We start from the raw sequence: 6,134 nt of genomic DNA on the forward strand, positions 1-6,134 counted from the left end.
GCGTGTCGGCATGGCCGGCGCCTGACGACGCGGTTTGACTGGGGGCATGGAAATTGTCGTCGCCCTCGCTCTCATGGCCGCGGTGTTGTTCGGCGCCGACCGGCTGCTGCTCCGGCTGGAGAGCCGCGGCCGGGTCAACTGGCGCAGGACCAACCGCAGGCGGCTGTCCGAGGCGCCCACAGCCGAGCTCGACAGCATGCTCTCCGCCGGGTCCGCCACCCACGCGCGCCATTAACCTTCGGCGTGCCTCACGCGGTGACCCGCGTCACGGCGCTAGGGTTGTGTCCCTTATGGGCGCGCCGGGCGGGGAGGGACGGTGAGCAAGCTCGGCAAGGTGGGGCCGTACACCCTGGTCGAGCGGCTCGGCCGCGGCGGCATGGGTGAGGTCTACCTCGCCTCGACCCGTCGTGGCGAGCACGTCGCACTGAAGGTCCTGCACGACCTTGCCGAGGACGAGACCTCGCGCATCAGGCTGGAGCGCGAGGTCCGTGCGCTGCGCAGGGTCGAGAGCCCGTACGTCGCCAAGGTCCTCGACGCCGACCTGGGCTGCGCGCGCCCCTACCTGGTCATGGAGCACATCGAGGGCGCCACGCTGCTCGATCGGGTACGCCAGGACGGCCCGCTCGACGACGCCGACCTCGTCGACATGGCCCAGGGCATCGCGGCGGCGCTGGCGATCATCCACGCGGCCGGCGTCGTCCACCGCGACCTCAAGCCGGGCAACATCATCATGGGCGGCGGCGGGCCGGTCCTGATCGACTTCGGCATCGCCCAGGTGCTCGACGCGACCCGGCTCACCATGACGGGCACGTTCCTCGGCACGCCCGGCTACACGGCGCCGGAGATCTTCGCCGACGAGCAGGTCGACTCGCCCGCCGACGTGCACGCGTGGGCGGCCACGGTGGCGTTCGCGGCGACCGGGCGGCCGACGTTCGGGCGGGGCACCGCCGAGGCGCAGATGTACGCGGTCCTGAACGGGCAGGCCGACCTCAAGGGCGTGCCCGTGCAACTGCTGCCCCTGCTGCGGGCGGCGCTCAACAGGGAACCGGGCAAGCGGCCCACGGCGGCGTTGCTGGCCGATCGGTTGTCGCGGCTGGCCAGGGCGGCGAGCGGGGCCGATCCTGAGCCCGCGGCTACCGGTGCACGGGCCGTCGAGGCGGCCGAGGAGGCGGGCAAGGGCACGGCCGTACGCAGCCGCACGACGGAGGACCCGGCGCGCGGACGGGCCGGTGGGACGGGTGTGGACGGCAAAGTGCCTCCGCCGCGTGGCCGTACGGGCGCCGACGGCAAGGGCGCGGCGGCGCGCAGCCGTGGCAACGCGGACGGCGCGGCGGTCCGGAGCCGGGCGGGCACGGATGGTCCCGCGGCGCGCAGCCGCGCCAACTCGGACGGTGCCGCCACGCGCGGCCGGACGGGTGCCGACGGAGCCGCGGCTCGTGGCCGCGCGGGCACGGACGGTGCCGCGGCGCGGAGCCGGGCGAGTGCGGATGGTTCCGCACGGAGCCGGGCAGCCGCCGACGGGGCCGCACGGAACAGGGCGAGTACGGACGGGGCCGCGCGGAACAGGGCGAGTACGGACGGGGTCGCGCGGAACAGGGCGAGTACGGACGGGGCCGCGCGGAACAGGGCGAGTACGGACGGGGCCGCGCGGAACAGGGCGAGTACGGACGGGGCCGCGCGGAACAGGGCGAGTACGGACGGGGCCGCGCGGGGCAGGACAGGCAGCACGGACGGGGTTGCTGCGGCGCGGAGCCGTCTGCAGGCCGAGGGTAAGGTGCCCGCGCCACGGAGCCGCGCGAGCGTCGACGGCAAGGTCACGGGACCGCGCGCCAAGGTGACCGCGTCACGCCAGCGGACGGCGGCGGCCGTGCGCGCGAGGGCCGCGACCAAGCCGCAGGACAAGCGGAAGACGGGCCTGCGCGCCGAGTCGTCCACCACGCTGCCTGCGGGCAACGGCGCCCTGCTGCTGCTCGCCGCGCTGGCCGTGCCGTGCGTGGTGACCTCGGTGATCTGGCCGATCGCCTCCATCGCCATCACGACGGTGCTCGTGGTGCTGACCAGGACCCTGTGGATGAGCCATTGGCTGGTCAGGAACCGCAGCTCACGGGCCACGCGCGTGGCCCTGCGCGTGCTGCTCTTCCCGTTCGCGCTCGCGGCGGCGGCGGCGACGGCCGCCGTATGGCCCGGCGTGCCCGTCGCGGTGGCGTCGGGCGGCGCGCTCTGGGCGACCGGCGGTGGTCAGATCGACGCTGACTGGTGGCAGCAGCCCGCGCCCGTGACCGTGGCCGGCGTGGTGTTCGGGATGTTGTGCGGTGGTTTCACCGGTCGCGAGATCGAGCGCATCGGCCAGCGCCTGCCCGATCTGCGAAGGGAAGGGCTGCGCGCACTGGCCGTGCTGGGCGGGTTCGTCGCCCTGTGCGCGGCCGCCGTGCGCGCCATCGCCCTGCTGCTCTGATCCGCCGTCGCCGTGCGCGGCGGATCACGCGGTCGATCACGCTGATCGGCCGCGTGCGGCGCTCGCCTCAGCCCTGGCCGCCGTCGCGGCGGGAGAAGCGGTTGAAGATGCGCTCGCCCGCGTTGACGGCGCCCTCGGCCACGTCGCGCAGGACGCCGATGAACGGGTCCTGCGACTGCTGCCATGAGGCGCGGTAGGACTCGGCCGCGGCCTTCATCTCGTCGGTCACCCGGGCGTTGGCGTCGTCTTCCCTGCGCGGGTAGTCGCCGCCGATGATCCGGTCGTATTCGCCGCTGCGCTGCCACTTGTCCAGCTCCGCCACGCGCACCACCGCGAACGGGTGGGTGGTGCCGAGCAGGTTGAGCACCTTGAGGAAGCCGTCGCGAAGGTCGCCCGCGGTGTCGTATTCCTGGTACTGCTCCAGGAACGCCTCGATGTTCATCTCGTGGGTGTAGTCGCCGCCGGCGAGCTTCATCAGCGCGCGCTTGGCCGCCTCGGGGTCCTGCCCCGTGAGCAGGCCGCCGCGGTCGGAGGACAGCTCGGACTTGCGGTACCACTCCTCCAGGCCCGCGACGATCGCGCGCAGGCCGATGTAGCCGAGCGGGATCCAGGCGACGCGGGTGGCGAGGCGGGTGAGGATGTCGAGCATCGTCCGGTAGACCGCGTGCCCCGACAGGATGTGCGAGGTCTCGTGGCCGATGACGAAGCGCTGCTCCTCCTCGTTCATGAGGTTGAGCAGACCGGTGGTCACGACGATGAACGGGTCGTCGAAGCCGATGGCCTTGGCCTGGACCTGCGGGTCCTGCTGGACGTAGATCTCGGGGATCCGGTGCAGGTCGAGGGTGTAGGCGGCGTCGCGGCCCATGTCGTAGAGCGAGCGGAACTGGGTCTCGCTCACACGTACGGCCGACGCAAGGTACATCAGGCGCAACCGGCGCTCGCTGATGAGGCCGGACATCTGCTTGAGAACTGTGTCGAACCCACTCAACTTACGCAGAGCGACCAGGGCGGACCGGTCTGCGGGGTGTTCGTAGGCTCGGGACGATATGCCGGGCAGTTGGACGCGGTTGCGGTCCGGGGTGGTCGTCATGCCCGGCATGCTACGTCCGCAACGGAAGTGATGCGCGGACATCACTCAGGGGGGTGCCATCATGTTGTCGTAGGACGTCCGCGTAAGGTCCGTTTCATGATGAACGCGCCCGGTGTCCAGGGGAAGCGGCGAGTGGGTGTGATGGGTGGGACGTTCGATCCCATCCATCACGGACACCTTGTCGCGGCCAGCGAAGCGGCCCACCATTTCGATCTCGACGAGGTTGTCTTCGTACCTACCGGACGGCCGTACCAGAAGTCCGAGCGTGAGGTCTCGGCGGCGGAGGACCGCTATCTGATGACGGTCATCGCGACGGCGTCCAACCCCCGCTTCTCCGTGAGCAGAGTGGACGTGGACCGCCCCGGCCCTACCTTCACCATCGACACGTTGCGTGACGTCTCGGAGATCTACGGTCCGCAGACCGACCTCTTCTTCATCACCGGAGCCGACGCCCTCGGCGCCATCCTCGGCTGGCAGGACGCCGACGAGTTGTTCGAGCTGGCCCACTTCGTCGGCTGCACGCGCCCCGGCCACACGCTGCACGACCCCGGCCTGCCCGACGGCAAGGTGACGCTGCTGGAGATCCCCGCGCTGGCCATCTCGTCGTCGGAGTGCCGGCAGCGGGTCGCCAAGGGCGAACCGATCTGGTATCTGGTGCCTGACGGGATCGTGCAGTACATCAACAAGCGCGGGCTCTATCACGCCACCGGCTGAAGGTCGTCACGCTGTGGGTGAGGGGTTTCGGCCCGGAAGGGTACGCTCAACATAAGGCATGCTGCCGACACAGGAGGACAGACCCGCATCGTGACCGCATCTGACAGATCCGTCCAGCTCGTGCGCATCGCCGCGGAGGCCGCGGCCGACAAGCTGGCCGATGACATCCTCGCATACGACGTGAGCGAACAGCTCGTCATCACCGACGCCTTCCTGCTCTGCTCCGCCACCAACGACCGTCAGGTACGCGCCATCGTCGACGAGATCGAAGAGCGGCTGCGCACCGAGGCCGACGTCAAGCCCGTGCGCCGAGAGGGCGAGCGCGAGGGCCGCTGGGTGCTGCTCGACTACATCGACATCGTCGTGCACGTCCAGCACGAGGAAGACCGCACGTTCTACGCGCTCGAGCGCCTCTGGAAGGACTGCCCGGCCATCGCGCTGCCGGAGAGCGTCATGCAGGCCAATCTGCAGCGGGCCCGCAGTTGAGTAAAAGGATCGTGTGTCTGCGTCACGGGCAGACGTTGTGGAACGTTGAGCGGCGCTTCCAGGGCCACTCCGACATCCCTCTCGACGAGACCGGCATAGCGCAGGCGGCCAGGGCCGCGTCGTTGCTGGCATCGCTGCGTCCGACCCTGATCGTCTCCTCCGACCTCCAGCGCGCCAACGACACCGCGCTGGCGCTCGGGCGGATCGTCGGGCTCGACGTGGCGGTCGACAAGGACTTCCGCGAGCGCGGCGGCGGTCAATGGGAAGGGCTGACGCGCGAGGAGATCGCGGCGCGCTGGCCCGACGAATACGCGGCCTGGGAGGCGCCGGACGGAGAACCCGTCGGCGACGTGGCCGCGCGGGTGGCGGCCGCCATGCGCAAGTGGGCCGGCCGCCTCGACGACGACGGGCTGCTCGTCGTGGCCTCGCACGGGGCCGCACTGCGGCTCGGGATCTGCGAGCTGCTCGGGCTGCCGGAGGAGCTGTGGCCGGCGCTCGGCGGGCTGGGCAACTGCTCCTGGTCCGTGCTGCAGGAAGGGCGCAAGGGATGGCGGCTGCTCGAGCACAACGCCGGCACCCTGCCGGAGCCCGTCAACAGTGACGACCGGCCGGACGCCGAGGTCTGAGGTCCGGCGGGCCCGTACGGCTTCGGGGGCCGTACGGCCTTCCTCGGGTGTGCCGGCGCGATTAGGAGAATCAGCGCGGATGGCTATATGCTCTCCGAGCGCCGCAACGGGTGGGCTCGGAGCGGTGACCAGGGGCTATGGCGCAGTTGGTAGCGCGCCTCCATGGCATGGAGGAGGTCTGGGGTTCGAATCCCCATAGCTCCACCCACAGGGTTTGCACGACAACGGCGGTGTCCTTCCGGGGCGCCGCCGTTGTCGTGTGCGGGGCCGGATCGCGCCGCCGAGCGGCGGTGACGGCGCTCCCGGCTCCACCGAACCGTGATCGTGTTGTCGGGTGTTCGCCTGACACGCCCGCGTGCGCGCCGTCCGTAGGCTCGACCCGGCGGCCACGGTACAGGTGCGGTACAGGCGCGGGGGCGGACGCATGCCTGGACGCCGAAGGACGGCAGGCGACCCCTCGCGCTCCGTGGGAGACGGCTTCCCGGCCGTCGTGGCCACCCAGTGAAGATTCTGCCGGTCCGTCGCGAGAGGTCGCTGATGTCCACCCCATTCCCGCCAGCTCCGGGGCACGGCCCCTCCAGGCCGCCGCAGGGGCCTGGCCGGCAGGGAATGCCGGGGCGGCATGCCGGCGGCTTCCCGCCGATGGGTCCCGGAGGCCCGGGGCAGGGCGGTCCGGATGGGCGTGGACAGGGTCCGGGAGGTCCGGAAGGGCATGGACCGGGTCCGGGCGATCCTGGAGGGCCTGGAGGGCCAGGGGGGTGGC

At 71.5% G+C, this 6,134-nt stretch carries 6 protein-coding genes and 1 tRNA gene; 6 read left to right on the forward strand and 1 reads right to left on the reverse strand.

What is annotated here, in order from left to right; all coding sequences use genetic code 11:
* Positions 1-46: 46 nt before the first annotated feature.
* Both E1292_RS32120 and E1292_RS32125 read left to right on the forward strand, forming a co-directional pair.
* Positions 47-235, forward strand: coding sequence for a hypothetical protein (locus tag E1292_RS32120; protein ID WP_132599689.1), 189 nt, complete (start codon positions 47-49; stop codon positions 233-235).
* Positions 236-316: 81 nt separating this feature from the next.
* Positions 317-2,455: a serine/threonine protein kinase gene (locus E1292_RS32125; protein WP_132599691.1), complete on the forward strand. Its 2,139-nt coding sequence runs from the start codon at positions 317-319 to the stop codon at positions 2,453-2,455.
* Positions 2,456-2,522: 67 nt separating this feature from the next.
* On the opposite strand, the gene E1292_RS32130 is transcribed toward E1292_RS32125, so the two are convergent.
* Positions 2,523-3,554 (reverse strand): M48 family metallopeptidase, encoded by a 1,032-nt coding sequence (locus E1292_RS32130; RefSeq protein ID WP_439331919.1) that lies wholly within the window; start codon positions 3,552-3,554, stop codon positions 2,523-2,525.
* Positions 3,555-3,641: 87 nt separating this feature from the next.
* On the opposite strand from E1292_RS32130, the gene nadD reads away from it, so the two are divergent.
* From nadD to E1292_RS32150, 4 genes are all read left to right on the forward strand, one after another.
* Complete coding sequence (nadD, locus tag E1292_RS32135; RefSeq protein ID WP_132599695.1) at positions 3,642-4,259, forward strand: nicotinate-nucleotide adenylyltransferase; 618 nt, start codon at positions 3,642-3,644, stop codon at positions 4,257-4,259.
* Between the two features lie 90 nt (positions 4,260-4,349).
* Positions 4,350-4,745, forward strand: a complete 396-nt coding sequence (rsfS, locus tag E1292_RS32140; protein ID WP_132516528.1) for a ribosome silencing factor — start codon at positions 4,350-4,352, stop codon at positions 4,743-4,745.
* Positions 4,742-5,371: a histidine phosphatase family protein gene (locus tag E1292_RS32145; RefSeq protein WP_132599697.1), complete on the forward strand. Its 630-nt coding sequence runs from the start codon at positions 4,742-4,744 to the stop codon at positions 5,369-5,371. The genes rsfS and E1292_RS32145 overlap by 4 nt, the downstream gene beginning before the upstream one ends.
* A gap of 131 nt (positions 5,372-5,502) precedes the next feature.
* Positions 5,503-5,575, forward strand: a tRNA-Ala gene (locus E1292_RS32150).
* Positions 5,576-6,134: the final 559 nt, after the last annotated feature.

Origin of the sequence: Nonomuraea deserti (assembly GCF_004348685.1) — a bacterium.
Taxonomy (GTDB): Bacteria; Actinomycetota; Actinomycetes; order Streptosporangiales; family Streptosporangiaceae; genus Nonomuraea; species Nonomuraea deserti.

Bases quoted from the DNA above. Each gene is read 5' to 3' on its own strand.
- E1292_RS32120 (WP_132599689.1), top strand. From the start codon at position 47: ATGGAAATTGTCGTCGCCCTCGCTCTCATGGCCGCGGTGTTGTTCGGC.
- nadD (WP_132599695.1), top strand. From the start codon at position 3,642: ATGATGAACGCGCCCGGTGTCCAGGGGAAGCGGCGAGTGGGTGTGATG.
- E1292_RS32130 (WP_439331919.1), bottom strand. From the start codon at position 3,554: ATGCCGGGCATGACGACCACCCCGGACCGCAACCGCGTCCAACTGCCC.